Raw genomic sequence first — 18,742 nt, 5'->3', positions numbered from 1 at the left:
CGCCGGGCACAGGACACAAGCGGGGTTATCCGCGCCCTGTCATAAGGCGCGCTTGTGCCGCTGAAACCCGGCTCAGGCGCGAAGCTTCAGCGCCTGCCGCGCCTCGACCGGAACCGCGTGATAGGCGCTCGCCGGACGGATGTTCAGCCAGGCCCGCGCCTCGTCGAGCTGACGCGCGAACAGGGCCTCATAGTCCAGTCCCGGCAGCCAGCGGGCGGCCCGGCCGTTGCGGTAAGCCTGCAGAACCGCGCGGCGGGCCGGGATGGAGCGGTTCTCGCGATTGATCTCGCGCGCGGCGCCCCAGCCGATGAAGGCGAAGCCGAGGTTGTCGGTCTGGGCGTAGGAGAAGGCGACGACGCAGGCCTCGCCCAGCGCATCGGTCTCATAGCCGGTCAGGACGTGCCAGACGTCATGCACGTCGCGGATGCGGCGCGAGTACCAGATGACCGGATGCGGGGCGTCGGCCAGGGGCGCGACCTTGCGGGCCTCGTCCGCCAGCCCCTCGGCGGTGAAACCCCGGCTTTCGCGGAACTGGCGATAGGCGGCGCCGACCGTGCCCGGCCCGAACCGGGCCAGCCATTCCGGATCGTCCAGCCGATGGGCCAGTTCGTCACGGAGGAAGGCCTGACGCCCGCCCTCCAGGGTGTCGAGCATGCGATTGTAGCCCTTGCCGAGCGAACTGCCCGAGAGGGCGCGCATGATCTCGAACACCTGGGCGGTGTCCTCCTTGTTCCGGATCAGGCGGCGGAAGGCCTGCAGCGCCTTCAGGGGCTCCAGCCGCTGGGGCTCGAGGCGGGCGAACTCATCGACGTCGGCGGCGGTCATCGTCATCCCCGGAAAGGCCGCGCCAGCATATCGTGATCCGCCGACAGGGTGAATGACGATGAAGCCGCACCCCGGATGGGCGATGTGCGTTACGGTGTCTGCCCCACCGGAGGACCTGACATGCGCCGCGCCATCCTCATGACGATCCTGCCTCTGGCCCTCGCGGCCTGCGCCCCCTCCCCGTCGCCTGAGACGGGCGGACCGACCATCGGCCATGGCATGACCGTCGTGAACGTCACCGCCACCTATCGCGAGCGCATCCTGCTGCCGCCCGGCCATGTGCTGACGGTGCGGGTCGAGGACGTCAGCCGGGCCGACGCCCCCGCAGAGGTCCTGGCCGAACACAGCGAGCCCCTGAACGGTCGCGCGCCGCCCTATCAGGCGACGCTGGGCTTCCCCTCCAGCCAGATCGATCCGCGCCACACCTATGCGGTGCGGGCCGAGATCCGCGATCCGGCGGGCGCCCTGCGCTTCACCACCGACACCCGCCATTCGGTCCTGACCCACGGCGCCCCGGCCAGCGCCGACATCACTCTGGTCGCCGTGCGCTGATCACCTTACTGAGGGCGGATGCTCAAGAAGCGCTCCGTCTCCCTGTCCGGCCACGCCACCTCGGTGGCGCTGGAGGCGGAATTCTGGGTCGTGCTGGATCAGGTCGGCGCGGCTATGAACCTGTCGCACGCGGGGCTGATGAAGCGGATCGACGAGACCCGCGGACGCACGCCTCTGGCCTCGGCCTGCCGCCTGCTGGCCCTGGCCTGGGCGGGGGGCGATCACAGCTTCGCGGGTCAGCGTCCGACCGATTGACAACGCCAATAGCGAGCGCATCGTCGGGCCTTCTTCTTGGAGCCCCGACGTGGCCGTCACCTTCGACAGATCCCTTCTTCCCGCCGCCGTTTTCGGAGGCCTGATCGCCGTCGGGCTGGTCGGCGCCGGCGCCTTCATCGGCAATGGCGTGGTCAATGCGCAGGTCGGCAATCGACAGGTCACCGTGCGGGGCGTGGCCGAGCGCAATGTGGTGGCGGACCTGGCGGTCCTGACCCTCAGCTTCAAGGCCGCCAACGACGACCTGCCAACGGCGCAGGCGCAGATCGACCGTGATCTGGGCGTGGTCCGCACCTTCCTGCGGACGCAGGGCTATCCGGACGCCACGATCACCATCGGGCGGATGCAGGTCACCGACACCAGGGCGCGGGAATACGGCTCGTCCGACAACACCATCCGCTACATCGTCACCCAGAGCGTGACCGTCCGCACCAATGACGTTCAGCGGGTGGCGACCACCGAGCGGGCGCTGAACGATCTGGTTCGCCAAGGCGTCCAGCTGGACTTCGCCGCGCCCAACTACGTCTTCACCAAGCTGAATGACGTGCGGCCCTCGATGATCGCCGAAGCCACCGCCTCGGCGCGGTCGGGCGCCGAGCAGTTCGCCAAGGACTCGGGCGCGCCGCTCGGCCCCATCCGTCAGGCGACGCAGGGCTCGTTCGAAATCCTCGCACGCGAGGACATCGACACAGAGTCGACCTCGCTCAACAAGCGAGTCCGCGTGGTCGCCACGGTCACCTACCAGTTGCGCTGATCAACCGACCGGCGCTGGCGCGGGTTCCGGATTGGGAACCGACGGCGGCTCGACCGGCGGCGGGTTCGGCAGGTCCGGCATCCGGGGCGCATCCGGCAGCTCCGGGCGCGGCAAATCAATATTGACGTCGACCTCCGTGCCCTTGGGCGCTTCGATGCCGCCGCCCTGCGACCACAGGACGACGCCGATCACCACCACGGCCACGACCAGCCCACCGATCAGGAAGCCGAGGAAGCCGCCGCCCCCGCGCCGCGGGGGCGGGTTGTTGATGGTGGTGTGATGCACCACCTCGGGCCGTTCGGGCGGCGGAACATTGGGATCGGTCATCGGTCAGTTTCCCGCCGGCGCCGCCGGGGCCGAGACCTCGGGCACATTGATGTCGACGTTGACCTCCTTCTTGTCCGCGCCCGGCAGACCGCCGCCGAAGACAAAGAAGGCGATGATGATCACGACGACCAGCAGGCCGCCGACGATGAAAGCCAGGCCCGCGTTGCCGCCGCCGCTGCTGTTGGTGTTCTCGGCCATGCGATGACCCTCCTGTGTTGACCCTGTCCCGGCGCAAGGAACGGAGGCGTGGCCTTTACGGTTCCGGACACGCCCTTTCACGGCGGCTGACAAGCGGCTCCGGTCTCCTTATGTTCTCCCGGTTCCCATGACCGATTCCGCTCCCCGCATTTCCGACCTCGCCCGCTCGCATGGCCCCGACGGCCGCGCGCCCGCTCCCGTGTCCGACTATCTGAAGGGGCTGAACCCCGAGCAGCGGGATGCGGTGGAGACGACGGAAGGGCCGGTGCTGGTCCTCGCCGGCGCGGGCACGGGCAAGACGCGGGTGCTGACCACCCGGCTGGCGCACATCCTCGCCACCGGCCGGGCCAAGCCGTGGGAACTGCTGGTCGTCACCTTCACCAACAAGGCCGCGCGCGAGATGCGCGAGCGGATCACCCATCTGATCGGGCCGTCATCAGAGGGCCTGCGCTGGCTGGGCACCTTCCACTCGGTGGCGGCGCAGATCCTGCGGCGGCACGCCGAACTGGTGGGCCTGAAGTCGACCTTCACCATCCTGGACACCGACGATCAGGAGCGGGTGTGCAAACAGCTGCTCGAGGCCGCCAACCTCGACACGAAGCGCTGGACGCCCAAGTCGCTGAACAATCTGATCGACCACTGGAAGAACCGCGGCTGGACGCCGGACAAGCTGCCGCCCAGCGAGGATTTCGCCAACGGCAAGGGGCACGCCCTGTACGCCGCCTATCAGGCCCGGCTGGCCAGCCTGAACGCCTGCGACTTCGGCGACCTGCTGCTGCACAACCTCACAATTCTGTCTCAGAACGCTGATATCGCTGAAGAATATCGCCGCCGCTTCCGCTACATCCTGGTCGACGAATATCAGGACACCAACGTCGCCCAGTATCTGTGGCTGCGCCTGCTGACCTCCTCGACCGGCAACGTCTGCTGCGTCGGCGACGACGACCAGTCGATCTACGGTTGGCGCGGGGCCGAGGTGGACAACATCCTGCGTTTCGAGCGGGACTTCCCGGGCGCCAAGGTGATCCGGCTGGAGCGCAACTACCGCTCGACCCACCACATCCTCGGCGCCGCCTCGGGGCTGATCAAGGCCAACCGCAGCCGTCTGGGCAAGACGCTGTGGACCGAGGACAAGACCGGCGACAAGGTCCGGGTGCGCGGCGTCTGGGACGGCGAGGCGGAGGCCCGGCTGATCGCCGACGAGATCGAGACCGCCCGTAAGCAGGGCGTGGCCTACAAGGACATGGCGGTGCTGGTGCGCGCCTCGTTCCAGATGCGGGCGTTTGAAGAGCGCTTCGTCATGCTGGCGGTGCCCTACACCGTCATCGGCGGTCCGCGCTTCTTCGAGCGGGCCGAAATCCGCGACGCCCACGCGTATCTGCGCCTGATCCTGTCCGAGGACGACGACCTGGCTTTCGAGCGGATCGTCAACGTGCCCAAGCGCGGGCTGGGCGACACCAGCGTGCAGCGGGTGCTGCAGATCGCCCGCGAGAACGGCGTCTCGGCCATGGCGGCGGTGCGTCACCTGATCGGGACGGAAGAGCTTCAGGCGCGGACGCGCACGGCCTTCTCCAACTTCGTGCGCGACATCGACCGCTGGCGCGCGCTCGGCCAGACCACCAGCCACTGGGAGCTGACCGAGGCCGTTCTGGAAGAGAGCGGCTACACCGACATGCAGAAGGCCGACCGGGCGACGGGCCAGACCCGGCTCGACAACCTGAAAGAGCTGACGCAGTCGATGCAGCAGTTCGACGGCCTGACCGCCTATCTGGAGCACGTCTCGCTGGTCATGGATCTGGACCGCGGCGAGAGCGCGGACTCGGTGCAGATCATGACCCTGCACGGGGCCAAGGGGCTGGAGTTCCCGCTGGTCTTCCTGCCGGGCTGGGAGGAAGGCGTCTTCCCCAGCCAGCGCAGCATCGACGAGAAGGGCGAGAAAGGCCTCGAGGAGGAACGCCGCCTGGCCTATGTCGGCGTGACGCGGGGCAAGGAGGATGTGCGCATCTCCTTCGCCGCCAACCGCCTGGTCTACGGCCGCTGGACCAGCCAACTGCCCAGCCGCTTCGTCGATGAACTGCCCATCGACCACGTCGAGCCGCAGTCGGACACCGGCTACTACGGCGCCTCCACCGGAATGAAGGAAGCGAAGTCCCGATGGGACGAGGCGCCGTCCTTCGGCTCGGGCTATTCCTCGCCGGGCTGGAAGCGGGCGCAGTCCTTCACCGCCGCCAAGGCCCCAGCCTCGAAACCGGCCCGCCACACCCTGATTGAGGGCGACGGCCGCCTGGTCGCCACCGCCGACCCGAAAGCAGGCGCCGGCTGGACCCGCGGCGACCGCGTCTTCCACCAGAAATTCGGCTACGGCTCGGTCAAGGCTATCGAGGGCAACAAGCTGGTCGTCGCTTTCGACAAGGCGGGCGAGAAGAAGGTGATCGATACGTTTGTGGAGAAGGCTTGAGGCCTCAAGCGTCGGGAAACAAACTGTTGGTGGACTTCCTTCCCCCGCCCGAACGAAGGTAGCGCTAACTTCTGAAACAGTCCGGGCCCTCGCCGATGATGAACCGCCGCTCCCTGCTCGCCGCCTCGGTCGCCATGGCGGCCATGCCTGCCCTGCCGGTGATGGCGAAGACCACGCCCGCGGGCTTCGTGCGGCGCGAGGGGACGAAATTCACCCTGGACGGCAAGCCCTATCACTATGTCGGGGCCAACCTCTGGTATGCGGCGTGGATCGGGCATGAGGGGCGGCTGGGGCGTGAACTGGACGCGCTGGCGGCGGACGGGGTGAGCAATCTGCGCATCGCCGCCTCGGCCGAGCTGTCGCCGCTGAAGAATTCGGTGCGTCCGGCCTTCCACGATCAGGACGACGCCTACAACGACGCCCTGCTGACCGGACTGGACCACGCCATGGCCGAGATCGGCAAGCGCGGCATGAAGGCGGTGCTGTACCTGACCAATTTCTGGGAATGGTCGGGCGGCATGGCCACCTATCTGCTGTGGACCAACGGCGGCCACTACATCGACATGGGCGACCCGGCGCACCCGTGGCCCGAGTTCCCGGACTTCGTCTCCGGCTTCTATCGCAGCCCGACCGCCATCGAGCGCTATCACGCCCACATCCGCCGCATCGTCGGCCGCGTGAACACGGTGACCGGCAAGCCCTATGCCGAGGACCCGGCCATCATGGGCTGGCAGCTGGCCAATGAGCCGCGCCCGGGCGGCACCGACGCCGTCGTGAACCGCACCCTGCCCGAGTTCCACGCCTGGATCAGCTCGACCGCGCGACTGATCAAGTCGCTGGCTCCGCACCACCTCGTCTCCACCGGCGGCGAGGGGCTGAAGGGCTCGATGGAACGGCCGGGTCTGGTGCTGTCATCGCAGGCCGACGACGCCATCGACTACCACACCGCCCACGTCTGGCCGGGCAACTGGGGCTGGCTGGATCGCACCGACATGGAAGGCACCCACGCTCGCGCCCTGTCGCTGTCGGCGGAATACGTCCAGCAGCACGTCGAACTGGCCAGACAGGCGGGCAAGCCGCTGGTGGTCGAGGAGTTCGGCTATCCCCGCAACGGCGACGTCTATGACCTGAGTGTCTCGACCAGCATGCGCGACGACCTCTACGCCATGATCCAGGACGCGGTGATCGCCAGCGTCCGCGAGGGCGGTCCGCTGGTCGGCTCGAACTTCTGGGCGTGGAACGGCGAAGGCCGGGCCCAGCATGCGGACTTCCGCTTCAAGAGCGGCGACACCTCGTTCCTGGGCGACCCGCCGCACGAGCCGCAGGGCTGGTACGGCGTGTTCGATCAGGACCGCTCGACCCGCGACATCATCCGCGCGCGGGCCGAAACGCTGGCCTCGATCTAGCGTCGGCGGCTGGGGGCGACGACCACCGGCGGCGGCGGGGCCGCCGGGCAGTCGATGCGCGCGCACAGCTGGCGATGCATCTCCGCCTCCATGATCGGGTTGAAGCGCTCGACCATCCGGCCCGCGTCCCGCGACAGGGTAAGGGTCTTGGCCATGATCGAACGCCCGGTCGGACTTTCGTAGAAGGCGACCAGCTGCTGCAGTTCATCGAGCGTGAAGGTGTTGGCGTACTCCACGACAAAGGCGTCGATCATCTGCGGCAGGACGTTGCCGAAGCCCTCCAGAACGGCCTCGCGCACAACAGGGATCTTGTCCTGCGGGATGCGGACGTCGCTCATCATCGGAGCCATCATCGACTCCATCATGGCGTTCATCATCTTCTCGAACTGGCTGACCTCGAAATAGCGCCGGACCAGCGCCTCCTTGGCCGCCTGCTCGCTGTCCTGAACCACGGTCGCCGGCGGCGTGGCCGCCATGGCGACCGCGGGCGCGGCCAGACCCAGAGTGAGCGTGGCCAGACCGGCCAGAGCGAGTTTGAGCATGTCGGTATCCCCCGTTTCGGCGAACTCTAATCACCCAACAGTCGAGAAGAAACCGAAAGCGTCAGGCGATCTTCGTCACCCTCTGCACAGGATACAGCGTCTCCCACGCCCCGACCGCCATCAGCACCGTCGTCGAGGCCGCGGTCAGCGCCAGGGCCGACAGCAGGGGCGACGCGGCGGCCAGTCCGCCCAGCGCCACCAGTCCGACCAGCCGCGACCGGGGCCAATCGCCCCAGACCGCGAAGGCCGCCACCGCCGTCCCCGCCAGGAACAGGGCCGGACCGCCCAGCAGCACCCAGACCGCCGCCGGTTCGACATGGCCCAGCGGGTGCATCAGCGCCATCTCGTCGCCCACCGCCGTGACCACGATCCCGGCCACCACCGGAATGGGCGCATAGGTGTAGGCCGCCCGGGCGATGGCGCCGGCGTCCTTGGCCCCGGCGATCACGTCAGACGCCGCCTCGTGCTTGGCGCTGAAGAACAGCCACCACATGGCCACCGTGCCGAGGAAGGCGCTGAGGAAGGCCAGCACCGTCGGGGTGGTCCACGCCAGTTCGGCGAAGGTCGCGCCGGTGATGATGATCGACTCGCCCAGGCAGATGATGACGAACAGGCCGACCCGCTCGGCGATGTGAGCGCCTTCGACGTTCCAGTCGCGGGCGCTGCCCTTGCCCAGCCCCGGGCACCAGAAGGCGGTCACCGGTCCAAGGAACTCCAACGCCAGCGCCAGCAGCCAGAGCAGCAGCCTCTCCTGCCCCTCCGCCAGTCCGCCCGCGATCCACACCGCCCCGCCGACCGAGGCCCAGACCACGATGCGCTGGAAATTGGGCTTCAGGATCGGGTCGCCCCGCACCGCCCACAGGGTGAACAGCCCGCGCCCGATCTGAAGGCCCGCGAAGGCGACGGCGAAGACCAGCCCCTTCTCGCCGAAGGCCTCCGGCAGGGAGGTCGACAGCACCAGCCCCGCCCCCATCAGGCCGAACAGCATGACCCGGACCAGCGGTCGCTCCGGGTCGAGCCAGTTGGTGATCCAGCCGGTGTCGATCCACGCCCACCAGACCGCGCCCAGCAGGATCGCCGCCTGCAGCGCCCCGAGCCAGGTCAGATGGGCCAGCAGGGTGTGGCTGATCTGTGTGATGGCGAAGACGAAGACCAGATCGAAGAACAGTTCGACGAAGCCGACCCGCGCATGGTGGCCGTCACGCTTGCGAAGCAGCCCGCCCGCCATTTTCCCAACCCTTCGTTAAGCCCGAACGCCGACCCTGCAACCGTGCGCGAGTCCCGTCCAGCGATGGTCCAGACCGAACCGGCTCCTGCTTGGTGGGAGACGGCGATCTGCATCGCCATGATCTTCATGCTGACGGGCGCCCTGATCGGCCCGGTCTTCGCCCCCCAGCAGCAGGAGACGCCGATCCTGCGGCTGATCTGGCTGCCCGCCTACGCCGTGACCATCGGCCTTCTGCTCTACCGGATCGACCGGATGTGGCGGGCCTGGCCCGGAGCCATCGGCGTGGTGATGCTGATCGCCCTGTGCTTCGCCTCGAAATACTGGTCGATCGACTATCACACCACCAGCCGCCGGGTGATCGCCCTGGCCATGAGCGGGGTCTTCGCCCTGTATCTGGGCGCGGTCTTCCGGGGCGAGCACCTGCCGCGCCTGTTGATGCTGTCCAGCCTGATCATGGCGGTGGGCAGCCTGATCATGGTCTTCGCCTTCCCCGCCATCGGGGTGCACCACGACGTCAACGCGGGCCTCTGGCGCGGGCTCTGGTACGAGAAGAACCAGATGGGCGCGGTCATGGTGATCGGCGCCACGGCGGCGGCGGCCTGTCTGGCCTCCGGCGACGAGCGCCGCCTGCTGCCCGCCATCTCCTTCGCCCTGTCCAGCCTGCTGGTGCTGGCGACCCAGTCCAAGACCTCCCTGCTCTGCCTGATGCTGGGCGTCGGGGTGGTCGGGGGCTTCTGGGCCCTGCGCAAGGGCGGGGCCGCCTTCGCCGTCGTGGCGATCTGGAGCGCCGTCGTTCTGGCCGGCGCCGGCCTCTACATCTGGGAGACCCATTCGGTCGAGGTGCTGGAGGCCCTGGGCAAGGACCCGTCGCTGACCGGCCGGACCGACATCTGGGCCAGCCTGATGCGTCGCGTGGCCGAGCGTCCGTGGACCGGCTACGGCTACGGCGCCTTCTGGGGCCGGATCGGGGAAAGCCCGCCCGCCGACTGGGTGCGCAAGGAAACCGGCTGGATCGTGCCTTCGGCGCACAACGGCTGGATCGACCTGCTGGTCCAGCTTGGTTGGCCCGGCGCGATCCTCGTGGGCGGCCAACTGGCGCTGGTCTTCGTGGTCACCCTGTTCCGCAGCGCCGGGTCAGGCCTGCGCGAAGGCTGGTGGGCGCTCGGGTTCCTCGCCGCCTTCTTCGTGCTCAGCCTGTCGGAATCGATCCTGCTGACCCACCAGAGCCTGCCGTTCGTCCTGTTCATGGCCGTGATGACCCGCGCCTTCCTGCCGTCGTCCACAGCGGAGGCGGTCCCGCTTGCCCCAAAGCCCCGTCGGGCCTACCAGACCGGTCCCCGAATCGCCGCACAATCTTTGAATGGCCAACTCCGCCGACCTCCTTTCCCTGTTCGATGACGAGCCGACGCAGCCGCGTCCGAACGAGCCCGTTCCCGCGCCTGCCGTTGCTCCGCCTGAAGTGACGCCCGCGCCGCAAGCCGCCGCGCCCGCCACGCCGCCCGAGCCCGCGCCCGCCCCGACGCCGCGTCCCGCCGACGTGCCCTCGCAGGCCGCCTCGGCCGCCGCCACCGGCTACTCCGCCTCGTCGATCGAGGTGCTGGAAGGGCTGGAGCCCGTCCGCAAACGCCCCGGGATGTACATCGGCGGTACCGACGAACGCGCCCTGCACCACCTGTTCGCCGAAGTCCTCGACAACGCGATGGACGAGGCCGTGGCCCGCCACGCGAAGATCATCAAGGTCGATCTGGACGCCGACGGCTTCCTGTCGGTCTACGACGACGGTCGCGGCATCCCGGTTGATCCGCACCCCAAGCATCCGGGCAAGTCGGCGCTGGAAGTCGTCATGACCGTCCTGCACTCGGGCGGAAAATTCTCGGGCAAGGCCTATGAGACCTCGGGCGGCCTTCACGGTGTCGGCGTCTCGGTCGTCAACGCCCTGTCGGACCATCTGGACGTCACCGTCTGGCGCGACGGTTTCGAATGGAAGCAGTCCTTCTCCAAGGGTCTGGTCCTGGGACCGATCCAGCAGGTGCAGCCCTCCAAGAAGCGCGGCACCCTGATCCGCTTCCACCCGGACGCGGAAATCTTCGGCGTCGGCGCGGCCTTCAAGCCCGCCCGCCTGTTCCGCATGGCCCGCTCCAAGGCCTATCTGTTCCGCGGCGTCGAGATCAAATGGACCTGCTCGCCCGAGCGGATCACCGACACCACCCCGGCCAGCGCCACCCTGCACTTCCCCGGCGGTCTGGCCGACGCCCTGGCCGAACGCATCGGCGAGCTGGAGACGGTCACCCCGACCTTCGCGGGCCGGGTCGAGCGCAAGGGCGAGGCCGGCGCGGTCGAATGGGCCGTCACCTGGTCGCCCATCGGCTTCGGCGAAGCCGACAGCTTCGTCAGTTCCTACTGTAATACGGTTTCCACGCCCGACGGCGGCACCCACGAGGCAGGTTTCCGCGCGGCGCTGGTCAAGGGCCTGAAAGCCTATGGCGAGCTGACCAACGAGAAGCGCGCGGGTCTGATCACGGCGGAAGACGTCATCGCCAACGCCGGTGCCATGATCTCGGTCTTCATCCGCAATCCCGAGTTCCAGGGCCAGACCAAGGACCGCCTGTCCTCGCCGGAGGGCGCGCGTCTGGTCGAGCAACTCCTGCGCGACCCGCTGGACCACTGGCTGACCGAGAGCCCCAAACAGGCCAACACCCTGCTGGGCTTCGTCATCGAGCGGGCCGAGGACCGGCTGAAGCGTCGCAAGGACAAGGAAGTCCAGCGCGCCGCCGCCACCCGCAAGCTGCGCCTGCCGGGCAAGCTGGCCGACTGCACCCGTCAGGCCGCCGAAGGGACCGAGCTGTTCATCGTCGAGGGCGACTCGGCCGGCGGTTCGGCCAAGCAGGCGCGCGATCGAACGACCCAGGCCATCCTGCCCCTGCGCGGCAAGATCCTGAACGTCGCCTCGGCCACCGCCGACAAGCTGCGCGCCAACGTCGAACTGTCCGATCTGGCGCTGGCTCTGGGCGTGCAGCCGGGCAACCGGTTCAACATCGAGGACCTGCGCTACGAGCGCATCGTCATCATGACCGACGCCGACGTCGACGGCGCTCACATCGCGGCCCTGCTGATCACCTTCTTCTACCGCTCGATGCCGGACGCGATCCGTCAGGGCCGCCTCTACATGGCCCTGCCCCCGCTCTACCGGATCCAGGCGGGCGCCCTGTCCGAATACGCCCGTGACGACGCCCACCGCGACGAGCTGCTGGCGACGGTGTTCAAGGGCAAGAAGACCGAGATCGGCCGGTTCAAGGGCCTTGGCGAGATGATGGCCTCCCAGCTGAAGGAGACCACCATGGACCCGAAGAAGCGCACCCTGGCGCGGGTCGAACTGCCCGAGGACGAGGCCGAGATCGAGGATCTGGTCGAACGCCTGATGGGCAAGAAGGCCGAGGCCCGCTACCAATTTATCCAGGACAACGCCCGCTTCGCGGTGGCCGATCTGGACGTGTGATCAGGGCGTCTTCCCAAGGAGACTCAGGCTCTGCAGGTCGTCGGCCAGTTGCACGACGATCCCGCCCCTCAACAGCGTCATTCCGGTCGGGCAGTTCGCGGGCGCGCCGTAGCGGCTGACCTGTCCGTGAACGCCTCCCCGCATAAGATGCACCATCGTCATCCGGTCGAACTCACACTCCGGCATGTCCGCAGCCTCCGCATAGCCGAGCGCCCGCGCGATCAGGGGCACGGTGTTGCTGTGCCCCACGATCAGAACTGTGGCGTCCTCCGGCAGAGTGCGAACCCGAGCGACGGTGGCGGCCACCTGCCCGTCCACCCCGCCTTCAAACGGCACGGCGACGGGAGCCACGCCGTGGTACTCGGCGGTCGGCGCCGCCGTCAGGGCTGTACGCTGGAGCGGGCTGACCAGAATCAGGTCCGGATGGGCATCCGCAAGCGCGGCGGCCAGAGCCCCTGCCCGCTCTGCGCCTGCCGTTGAGAGCACCGGATCAGAACTCGCATCGGCCTTTTCAGCGTGGCGGACGATATAGACCGTCTGCGCCATGGCGGACGTCGCGGACAGCAGCGTCAGCGCAGTCGCGAGCAGCAGGCGTTTCATGGATGTCTCCCCGTTTTCAGGGGAGACTGGTCCCGACCGGGCGGGCTGTCGAGACCTAGTGCTCGGCCCAGTCGCCCGGCGGTTCGAGGAAGGCGCGCTTCCCGCTGACGTCGGCGTAGGTCATGCACAGGTCCTCGAAGACCCGGTTCCAGGCGAAGCGCTCGACCGCCTTCTGGCGCGCGGCGGCGCCCAGGGCCTCGATGTCGCGCTCGAACAGGGCCTTGATCGCCTCGGCGTAGACGCCCGGCTCGGCGGCGTCGGCCAGTTGACCCACGCTGTTGTCGACCGTCTCCTTCACCCCGCCCGCATTGACGCCGACGACCGGACGGCCGCAGGCCATGGCCTCCAGCACGATCAGGCCGAACGGCTCCTTGTCGTTGGCGTGCACGAAGGCGTCGCAGGACGCGATGATCTTCGCCACCGCCTTGGGATTGGCCTCGTACGGCAGGGAGATGACCCGGTCCTCGGCGGGCAGGCCCTGACCGGCGCCGACCAGCACCAGGTGATAGGGCGCGCCCAGCTTCTGGACGGCCTCGATCAGCACATCGATGTTCTTCTCGCGCGCCGGACGCCCGGCGAAACAGAGCAGACGGGCCGAAGCGGGCAGGTTCAGCTTCTTCAGCAGCCAGTCGCGGTCCCGGCGATCGGGACGGAAGGTGTCGATCTCGACGCCCAGCGGCTGGATGACGATGTCGCGGATGCCGGCTTCTTCGAGGCGGCGCGCGATATAGCGGCTGGGCGAGACCACGCGGTCGAACTGGCCGAACAGGCGGGCCCAGCGCTTCTCGACCGGCTTCTTGGCCCATTCGCCGAAGTGGAGCGCGGCCAGACCGGCGGGATCAGAGTGACAGAAGCCGACCACGGGGCAGCCGGCGCGTTGACCGGCCTCCAGAGCCCCCTGCCCCGGCGTATAGGGATCGCCCGCCTCGATCAGGGACGGGTTCAGCGAGGCCACCCAGGCGGCCCAGCGGCGCACCGAGGTCGGCCAGCGATAGCCGTCGCCGAACGGCAGCTTGGTGGCGTGAAGCTGGATGATGCCGTCGTCGCCGGCCTTGTGATGCTGTCCCGGCACGACCAGCGAATGGGCGATGCCCGGACGGTTCTCCTCCAGCCAGGCCTTCTTGGACAGCAGGTAGCGCTTCACCCCGCCCGACTTGGGCGCATACAGCATGGTGGTGTCGACGAAGCGGGGGCGGTCATCCGCCGCGGCCGCCTTGGTGGCCTTCAGGGTTTCGGAGACTTCCTCATCCCAGCCCGGGATCAGGCGCAGTTCGCCCTCCTGAACCTCAAGACCCGCCAGACTCATCAGTTCCTGCTCCGCCGCGCTTATGTTGGATGCACCAACGCGCTTGACCCGCTTCTGGATGCGGCGGGCCTTGCGGACCCGGGACATATGCGACTTCACCATATTCGGCCCGTAGCGCCGGTCGCGATCAAGCTCAAGCGTCCTCGTCGCCCAGGTGATCATCCGATGTCGGAACACCCCGTCTGGCGAGGGCTTCGCGCAGCAGCACCTCGACCTGGGCGTTGACCGAACGGAGCTCGGCGGCGGCCAATCGCTCGACCGCCGCCATCACGCCCGGAGACGCCCGCATCAGGAAGGGCTTTCTCGGCTTGCCCGCCATGATCAGCCGTACAGGGTTCCGGTGTTCACGACCGGCTGGGCCTCACGGTCCGCGCACAGCACGACCAGCAGGTTCGACACCATCGCCGCCTTGCGGTCCTCGTCCAGGTCGACCACGCCGCGGTCGCCCAGATCGGTCAGGGCCGCCTCGACCATGCCCACCGCGCCCTTCACGATCAGGCGGCGGGCGGCCAGAACGGCCTCGGCCTGCTGACGCTTCAGCATCGCCCCGGCGATCTCGGGCGCATAGGCCAGGTGCGCAAGCCGGGCCTCGTCGATGGCGACGCCCGCGACCTTGACCCGTCCGACCAGTTCATCGCGCAGGCGCGCCGCCACATCCTCGGCGTCCGAGCGCAGGGTCATCTCGGGCTCGGCTTCTTCCTCGCCGTGGTCGTAGGCGTAGTGCGAGGTGATGTCGCGCAGGGCCGTGTCCACCTGGATGTTCACGAAGGCCTGGTAGTCATCGACGTCGAACAGGGCCTGGGCCGAATCCTCGACCCGCCAGACGACGTTGGCCGCGATCTCGATCGGGCTGCCGCGCTTGTCGTTCACCTTCAGCTTGTCGCTGGTCAGGTTGCGGACCCGGAGGCTGATCTTCTTGCGGCTGTACCAGGGCAGGATCCAGCGCAGGCCGGTCTTGCGGTCCGTGCCGCGATACTCGCCGAACAGCAGGATCGCCATGCCCTCGTTGGGCTGAAGGGAATAGAGGCCGCAGAGCAGCAGCAGGCCAACCACGGACACCAGGATGCCGGTCACCACCAGCACGATATTTTCCGGGTCCAGCGCAATCGCCGCCGGACCGCCCACCATCAACAGCAGGCCGACCAACAGCATGAGAATGCCGTTGGCCGTGGATGCAGGCCGTTCCGTGGACTTTGAATGCGTGGTGGTCATGAGCTCCCTCCTGAATCAATATAAAAATGATATCACTTTGATGTCGAAACTGGCAATAGCGGCGCTTCTGAAACGCGCCTGCCCGCCGTCTTCGGCCTTGCATTCGCCTCAAATTCGAGAAACTTGAGGCAGGCTGGCACGGTCCCTGTTAGAGGATCGCCGGCGTCTCTGCGCGTGTCGTCCACAGGGGTTTCTCTCGAATGCGTATTCTACTCGCGACCGCTGTGGCGATCGCTCCCCTGCTGGTGGCGTCCGAGGCCATGGCCAATGTGGTGATCAACACCGCGCGGACCACGCCGATCCGGACCTCGACCGCGACCGGAACCGCCCCGGACAGCATCGAAATTTCATCGACCGGCTCGATCGCCGTCACCTCCGGCACGGCGGTCACCGTCGATTCGAGCCACAATCTCCAGATTCTGGGCGGCTCCGTCACCATGGCCGGTTCCGCTGACGGTTCGACCGGCGTCCTGGTCGAGCCGGGCGTCACCTCGACCCTGACCATCAACGGCCTGGTCAATGTCGGCGACTCGATCGGCGACTATCCCGATACGGACAACGACGGCGACCTGGATGGTCCCTGGGCGACCGGCACCGGTCGCTACGGCATCCGCTATGCGGCGGGCGCTCCGGTCACGGGCGATCTGCTGATCAACTCCGGCGGCGCCGTCACGGTTGATGGCAACAACTCCTACGGCGTCTCGATCGAGTCCGGCCTGATCGGCAAGTTCCAGAGCCTCGGCAACATCCGGGTCGTCGGCGACAACTCGGCCGCGATCCGCACCACCGGCACGATCACCGGCGCGGTGAACCTGCTGGGCAACATCCAGGCTCGCGGCCTGAACGCGTCCGCCGTGTCCATCAATGGCGATGTCGGCGGTCGCATCGCCCTGCAGGGCGGCATCGACTCGTCCGGTTATCGCTACACGACGCGCGGCAGCGATGAGTTCATCGGCAAGCTCGATCCGGACGACCTGCTGCAGGGCGGACCGGCCGTGGTGATCGCCGCCAACGTCGGCGCCGGCGTGATCGTCGATCGCACGCCGACCGAGTCGAACGCCGACAGCACGGACGACGACAACGACGGCATCCCCGACGGTGCGGAAACCACGGGCGCCATCAACAGCTACGGCAGCGCCGCGGCGATCCAGATCGGTTCAGCCACCAGCTCGATCACCCTCAACGTGGCCGGTACCGGCGACAGCGCTTTCGGCTTCATCAACCGCGGCACGATCGCGGGCCAGGGCGTCTATGACAACGTCAACGCGACGGCCCTGGTGGTCGGCGGAAACGCCGGGCAGACCACCACGATCGCCGGCGGCGTGCGCAACGAGGGGGCCATCTCCACCCTGGCCTTCGAAGCCAACGCCACCACGGTCCACTTCCGTGAAGGCGCCATCACCCCGCAGTTCTACAACAGCGGCACGGTGTCGGCCGGCGTGGCCAGCGAAACGGCGGGAACGTCCGGTACCGCGGTCCTGATCGACGTGGGCGCGAACCTCCCTACGTTCAACAACAACGGCAACATCATCGCCACCACCGGCGGTGGCGTGGCCAGCGCCTACGGCCTGCGCGATCTCAGCGGCACCCTGACCTCGATCACCAACACCGGCATGATCCAGGCCAACGTCTCGGCCAACGCCGACGGCGACCCGATCACCGGCAGCAAGATCGCCATCGACGTCTCGGCCAACACCACTGGCGTCACCTATCTGCAGAACGGCATAGCCGGCACTCCGACCGCGAGCGATCCGGATTCGGACGGCGACGGGGTTCCGAACAGCAAGGAGCCGCAACTGATCGGCGACGTCCGGCTGGGTTCGGGCGCCGACACGATGGACATCCGCAACGGCGTGGTCGTCGGCAATATCACCTTCGGCGCCGGCGCCGACAGCCTGCTGGTCTCCGGCGGCGCCCAGGTGCGCGCGGGCCTGTCCGATTCGGACGGCAACCTGGCGATCTCGGTCACCAACGGCACTCTGGAAACCACCCAGACCAACACCCTGAACGCGTCCAGCCTGGACCTGGGCGCCAACGGCTCCCTGATCCTCGCGCTTGATCCGGAAAGCGGCCTTGCCGGCGGCGTGAACGTCAGCGGCACGGCGAACCTGGCGGCCACCTCGAAGCTGGGCGTTCGCTTCGGCTCCCTGCTGGACGGCCCGGAGCGCTTCAACCTTGTCACCGCGGGCACGCTGAACGCCGCCGGCGTCAACCTGGGCTCGCTGCAGGACAACTCGCCCTACATGTATGTGGTGGAAGGCGGCATCGATACGGCCACCAACACCATCTACGCCGACGCCCGTCAGCGCACAGCGCAGGAAGCCAGCCTGATCTCGGTCGAGGCGTCCCTGTACGACGCCTTCTACAGCGCCCTGGGCCGCGATGAGGCCATGCGCGACGCCTTCCTGTCGCAACTGGGTCGCGACGACTTCATCAACCTGTACGAACAGCTTCTGCCCGACCACTCGGGCGGTCCGCTGGTGTCGCTGGCCTCGGGCGTCGACGCCGTGACCCGCGCCCTCACTGGCCGTAACGCCTCGGCCGCGCCGGGCGAGACCAGCGCCTGGATGCAGGAGATCAACTTCTACGCCGACAAGGAAAAGACCGACTCCTACGGCTTCCGCTCGGAAGGATTCGGCGTCGCGGGCGGCGTCGAGCGTGGCACCGACCTGGGCGCCATCGGCCTGTCGGTCGCCTTCACCTCGTCGGACCTAGAGGACCCCGAGTCCGAGGCCGAGGAAGTCCTGTCGGCCAACCTGCTGGAGCTGGGCCTCTACTGGCGCGCCCAGGGTCAGTACTGGACGACTTGGGCCCGCGCGGCCGCCGGCTACGCCACCTTTGAGTCGGAACGCCGCTTCGTCGGCGCCGGCCTGAACCTGAGCAACACCTCGGACTGGAACGGCATCACCCTGTCGGCCGCGGGCGGCGCCTCGTACGAGCGCAACTTCGGCCGCTTCACCATCCGTCCGGAAGTCTACGCCGAGTACTTCTCGCTGAGTGAGGACGGCCACGTTGAGGAAGGCGGCGGCGACGGCTTCGATCTCGAGATCGACGACCGCGACGGCCACCTGTTCTCCGCCACCGCCGCGATCAACATCGCCATGTCGATGGGCCAGAACAGCTGGTTGAAGCCGGAACTGCGCCTCGGCTGGCGTCAGAACATCTCGGTCGATCCGGGCGAGACCATCGCCCGCTTCCGCTCGGGCGGTCCGGACTTCACCCTGTCGCCGGACACCATCGAGGGCGGCGGTCCGATTGTCGGCTTCCGCCTGAACGTCGGCAACGAACTGGGCATGCTGTCGATCAGCGCCGACGCCGAAATGCTCGACAACTACGTCCGCTACATGCTGTTCCTGCGGGCCAGCTTCCGGTTCTAGAGCCGGTCAGCGACCAGACGACAAAAGGGCCGCCGGGAAACCGGCGGCCCTTTCTCTTTGCGCGTCGTCAGCCTAGAAGGCCCTCCGCGCACGCGACCGGGCGGCTAGCTCAGCTGGTCAGAGCACCTCGTTTACACCGAGGGGGTCGGGGGTTCGAACCCCTCGCCGCCCACCACGCGGCGCGGCCT

17 protein-coding genes and 1 tRNA gene are annotated in these 18,742 nt (G+C 68.0%); 9 read left to right on the top strand and 9 right to left on the bottom strand.

Annotated elements, in window-relative coordinates:
- Nucleotides 1-72 precede the first annotated feature (72 nt).
- Nucleotides 73-825, bottom strand: coding sequence for a Coq4 family protein (locus tag ACTIEF_RS16710; protein ID WP_439473261.1), 753 nt, complete (start codon nucleotides 823-825; stop codon nucleotides 73-75).
- A gap of 120 nt (nucleotides 826-945) precedes the next feature.
- On the opposite strand from ACTIEF_RS16710, the gene ACTIEF_RS16705 reads away from it, so the two are divergent.
- Genes ACTIEF_RS16705 through ACTIEF_RS16695 form a run of 3 tightly spaced genes read left to right on the top strand, consistent with a single transcriptional unit; the run spans nucleotide 946 to nucleotide 2,404 of the window.
- Nucleotides 946-1,377, top strand: a complete 432-nt coding sequence (locus ACTIEF_RS16705) for a YbaY family lipoprotein (RefSeq protein ID WP_439473260.1) — start codon at nucleotides 946-948, stop codon at nucleotides 1,375-1,377.
- 18 nt (nucleotides 1,378-1,395) lie between these two features.
- The gene (locus ACTIEF_RS16700) at nucleotides 1,396-1,632 is read left to right on the top strand and encodes a ribbon-helix-helix domain-containing protein (RefSeq protein ID WP_439473259.1); all 237 of its coding nucleotides are present in this window, start codon (nucleotides 1,396-1,398) and stop codon (nucleotides 1,630-1,632) included.
- A 49-nt stretch (nucleotides 1,633-1,681) separates the two neighbouring features.
- Nucleotides 1,682-2,404 (top strand): SIMPL domain-containing protein, encoded by a 723-nt coding sequence (locus ACTIEF_RS16695; RefSeq protein ID WP_439473258.1) that lies wholly within the window; start codon nucleotides 1,682-1,684, stop codon nucleotides 2,402-2,404.
- Here ACTIEF_RS16695 and ACTIEF_RS16690 read toward each other — a convergent pair whose 3' ends face one another.
- Both ACTIEF_RS16690 and ACTIEF_RS16685 read right to left on the bottom strand, forming a co-directional pair.
- The gene (locus ACTIEF_RS16690; protein WP_439473257.1) at nucleotides 2,405-2,731 is read right to left on the bottom strand and encodes a hypothetical protein; all 327 of its coding nucleotides are present in this window, start codon (nucleotides 2,729-2,731) and stop codon (nucleotides 2,405-2,407) included.
- A 3-nt stretch (nucleotides 2,732-2,734) separates the two neighbouring features.
- Nucleotides 2,735-2,929 carry a hypothetical protein gene (locus tag ACTIEF_RS16685; protein WP_439473256.1) on the bottom strand — a complete coding sequence of 65 codons (195 nt, stop codon included), beginning with the start codon at nucleotides 2,927-2,929 and terminating at the stop codon, nucleotides 2,735-2,737.
- A gap of 127 nt (nucleotides 2,930-3,056) precedes the next feature.
- Between ACTIEF_RS16685 and ACTIEF_RS16680 the strand changes: the two genes are divergently transcribed.
- On the top strand, nucleotides 3,057-5,387 hold the full coding sequence (locus ACTIEF_RS16680; protein WP_439473255.1) for an ATP-dependent helicase: 2,331 nt from the start codon (nucleotides 3,057-3,059) through the stop codon (nucleotides 5,385-5,387).
- Between the two features lie 95 nt (nucleotides 5,388-5,482).
- Nucleotides 5,483-6,793: a glycoside hydrolase 5 family protein gene (locus ACTIEF_RS16675; RefSeq protein ID WP_439473254.1), complete on the top strand. Its 1,311-nt coding sequence runs from the start codon at nucleotides 5,483-5,485 to the stop codon at nucleotides 6,791-6,793.
- Here ACTIEF_RS16675 and ACTIEF_RS16670 read toward each other — a convergent pair.
- Both ACTIEF_RS16670 and ACTIEF_RS16665 read right to left on the bottom strand, forming a co-directional pair.
- On the bottom strand, nucleotides 6,790-7,335 hold the full coding sequence (locus ACTIEF_RS16670) for a DUF2059 domain-containing protein (protein WP_439473253.1): 546 nt from the start codon (nucleotides 7,333-7,335) through the stop codon (nucleotides 6,790-6,792). The two genes, ACTIEF_RS16675 and ACTIEF_RS16670, sit on opposite strands and share 4 nt — an antisense overlap.
- A gap of 61 nt (nucleotides 7,336-7,396) precedes the next feature.
- A complete protein-coding gene (locus ACTIEF_RS16665; RefSeq protein ID WP_439473252.1) occupies nucleotides 7,397-8,563 on the bottom strand; it encodes a low temperature requirement protein A in 1,167 nt (388 codons plus the stop codon).
- A 63-nt stretch (nucleotides 8,564-8,626) separates the two neighbouring features.
- Here ACTIEF_RS16665 and ACTIEF_RS16660 point away from each other — a divergent pair, with 63 nt between their 5' ends.
- Both ACTIEF_RS16660 and parE read left to right on the top strand, forming a co-directional pair.
- Nucleotides 8,627-9,961 carry an O-antigen ligase family protein gene (locus ACTIEF_RS16660; RefSeq protein WP_439473251.1) on the top strand — a complete coding sequence of 445 codons (1,335 nt, stop codon included), beginning with the start codon at nucleotides 8,627-8,629 and terminating at the stop codon, nucleotides 9,959-9,961.
- Nucleotides 9,924-12,059 (top strand): DNA topoisomerase IV subunit B, encoded by a 2,136-nt coding sequence (parE, locus tag ACTIEF_RS16655; RefSeq protein WP_439473250.1) that lies wholly within the window; start codon nucleotides 9,924-9,926, stop codon nucleotides 12,057-12,059. The genes ACTIEF_RS16660 and parE overlap by 38 nt, the downstream gene beginning before the upstream one ends.
- On the opposite strand, the gene ACTIEF_RS16650 is transcribed toward parE, so the two are convergent.
- The 4 genes from ACTIEF_RS16650 to ACTIEF_RS16635 all read right to left on the bottom strand — a co-directional run bounded on the left by ACTIEF_RS16650 (nucleotide 12,060) and on the right by ACTIEF_RS16635 (nucleotide 15,177).
- Nucleotides 12,060-12,659: a histidine phosphatase family protein gene (locus ACTIEF_RS16650; RefSeq protein ID WP_439473249.1), complete on the bottom strand. Its 600-nt coding sequence runs from the start codon at nucleotides 12,657-12,659 to the stop codon at nucleotides 12,060-12,062.
- 55 nt (nucleotides 12,660-12,714) lie between these two features.
- The gene (locus ACTIEF_RS16645; RefSeq protein WP_439473287.1) at nucleotides 12,715-13,965 is read right to left on the bottom strand and encodes a glycosyltransferase; all 1,251 of its coding nucleotides are present in this window, start codon (nucleotides 13,963-13,965) and stop codon (nucleotides 12,715-12,717) included.
- Nucleotides 13,966-14,098: 133 nt separating this feature from the next.
- Nucleotides 14,099-14,284: a hypothetical protein gene (locus ACTIEF_RS16640; RefSeq protein ID WP_439473248.1), complete on the bottom strand. Its 186-nt coding sequence runs from the start codon at nucleotides 14,282-14,284 to the stop codon at nucleotides 14,099-14,101.
- 2 nt (nucleotides 14,285-14,286) lie between these two features.
- Nucleotides 14,287-15,177, bottom strand: coding sequence for an SPFH domain-containing protein (locus ACTIEF_RS16635; protein WP_439473247.1), 891 nt, complete (start codon nucleotides 15,175-15,177; stop codon nucleotides 14,287-14,289).
- A gap of 200 nt (nucleotides 15,178-15,377) precedes the next feature.
- Here ACTIEF_RS16635 and ACTIEF_RS16630 point away from each other — a divergent pair, with 200 nt between their 5' ends.
- Nucleotides 15,378-18,554: an autotransporter outer membrane beta-barrel domain-containing protein gene (locus tag ACTIEF_RS16630; RefSeq protein WP_439473246.1), complete on the top strand. Its 3,177-nt coding sequence runs from the start codon at nucleotides 15,378-15,380 to the stop codon at nucleotides 18,552-18,554.
- A gap of 98 nt (nucleotides 18,555-18,652) precedes the next feature.
- Nucleotides 18,653-18,729, top strand: a tRNA-Val gene (locus ACTIEF_RS16625).
- Nucleotides 18,730-18,742 lie beyond the last annotated feature (13 nt).

The sequence above is a fragment of the Brevundimonas sp. genome (assembly GCF_051858995.1).
Classification (GTDB): domain Bacteria; phylum Pseudomonadota; class Alphaproteobacteria; order Caulobacterales; family Caulobacteraceae; genus Brevundimonas.
Note: the sequence above shows the minus strand (reverse complement) of the source record. Positions and strands in the feature narration are given on the sequence as shown.